This is a genomic window from Acidovorax sp. KPB24-07 (genome assembly GCF_057543315.1).
Genome location: NZ_BAAJYS010000557.1, coordinates 1 through 1777, shown reverse-complemented (window position 1 = coordinate 1777; position 1777 = coordinate 1). Strand labels below are relative to the sequence as shown.

Here is a 1777-nt window from a genome sequence, read left to right as displayed (position 1 = left end):
GGCGCTCAGGCGCCGTCCGCCGGGGCCTGCGATGGCTGCGCCGGGTTCGCGCCCTTGTCGGCCGCGACTTCGGTGGCGCGCAGCGTGGGGGCCAGGCCGTTGAGCACGCCGTTGACGTACTTGTGGCCGTCGGTGCCGCCGAACTCCTTGGCCAGCTCGATGCATTCGTTGATGACCACGCGCCACGGCACGTCCAGGCAGTGCTGGAACTCGTACACGCCGATCCACATGGCCGCATGCTCGATGGGCGAGATCTCGGCCATCTTGCGATCGAGCTGCGGGGTGATCAGGGCGTCGAGCGCCTCGGCCGATTCGATGCAGCCGTGCAGCAGCGCGTCGTAGTGGGCGGCATCGGCCTTGTGAAAGCCCGCCAGGTCGCGGGTGAAGGTGTCGATGGCGGTGGCGTCGTTGCGGCCCACCAGGTGCTGGTAGAGCGCCTGCAGCGCGAACTCGCGGGCGCGGCTGCGGTTGGATTTTGGAGGCGGCCTTGCGGGCGCCGGTGCTGGTCACGCCGGTGCGCGCCTGCCGCGGCGGGCGCTTGGCGCCGCCGGGGTGCGAAGAGGTGGAATCGCTCACGACAGCTCCTCCAGCAGGTTGGCCATTTCCACGGCCACGCGGGCGGCGTCCTGGCCTTTTTCGGTCTGGCGGGCGATGGCCTGCTCCATGTTCTCGGTGGTGATGATGGCATTGGCCACCGGCACGTGGTAGTCGAGCGAGATGCGGCTCACGCCCGCGCCCGATTCGTTGGCCACCAGTTCGAAGTGGTAGGTTTCGCCGCGGATGATGCAGCCCAGGGCGATCAGGGCATCGTATTCGTCGCGTTCGGCCATGGCCTGCAGGGCCACCGGCACTTCCAGCGCGCCGGGCACCAGCACGTGGTGGATGTGCTTTTCCTGCACGCCCAGCGCCAGCAGTTCGGCACGGCAGGCCGCGGCCAGGGTGTTGGTGATGCTCTCGTTGAAACGGGCCTGCACGATGCCGATGTGCAGCTTCTTGCCGTCGAGCTTGTCCGCTGTTCCTTTGTCTGCGCCAAACATGTCTTATTCCTTGGGAAGGTATCCGGTGATCTCGAGGCCGTAGCCCGCCATGCTGGGCATGCGGCGCGGCGGGCCCATCAGTTGCATCTTGTGCACGCCGCATTCGCGCAGGATCTGCGCGCCCACGCCGTAGGTGCGCAGGTCCATGCGGCCGCGTTCGGGCGCATGGGCCGAGCGGGCGCGCCCTTCGAACTGCTCCAGCAACTGCTCAGCGCTTTCGCCGCAGTTGAGCAGCACGGCCACGCCCTGGCCTTGGGCGGCGATGTACTGCAGGCTGCTGTCCAGCCCCCAGGAGTGCATGGAGCGGTTGACCTCCAGCGCGTCCAGCACAGACAGGGGCTCGTGCACGCGCACGGGCACGCTGTCGTCCGGGCCCCACTGGCCCTTGACGAGCGCCAGGTGCACGGCCTGGCTGGGTTCGTCGCGGAAGGCGTGGGCGGTGAACTCGCCGAAGGCGGTCTGCAGCGGGCGCGTGCCCACTTTCTGCACCAGCGATTCGTTGCGGCTGCGGTATTCGATGAGGTCGGCGATGGTGCCGATCTTGAGGCCGTGCTCGGCCGCGAAGATCTGCAGGTCGGGCAGGCGGGCCATGGTGCCGTCGTCCTTCATCACCTCGCAGATCACGGCGCTGGCGCTGCAGCCGGCCATGGCGGCCAGGTCGCAGCCGGCTTCGGTGTGGCCGGCGCGCATGAGCACGCCGCCGTCCACCGCCTGCAGCGGGGAAGATGTGGCCGGGCTGC

General features: G+C 68.9%; 1 protein-coding gene and 2 pseudogenes. All 3 read right to left on the bottom strand.

Annotation, left to right across the window (positions count from 1 at the left end; translation table 11 throughout):
• Positions 1 to 5: 5 nt before the first annotated feature.
• Positions 6 to 576: pseudogene (nusB, locus tag AC27IQ_RS23800) on the bottom strand (transcription antitermination factor NusB).
• Positions 573 to 1037, bottom strand: a complete 465-nt coding sequence (gene ribH / locus AC27IQ_RS23795; RefSeq protein ID WP_284399473.1) for a 6,7-dimethyl-8-ribityllumazine synthase — start codon at positions 1035 to 1037, stop codon at positions 573 to 575. The pseudogene nusB and the gene ribH overlap by 4 nt, the downstream one beginning before the upstream one ends.
• A 3-nt stretch (positions 1038 to 1040) precedes the next feature.
• Positions 1041 to 1777 (bottom strand): annotated as a pseudogene (locus tag AC27IQ_RS23790) (3,4-dihydroxy-2-butanone-4-phosphate synthase); the annotation flags it as partial.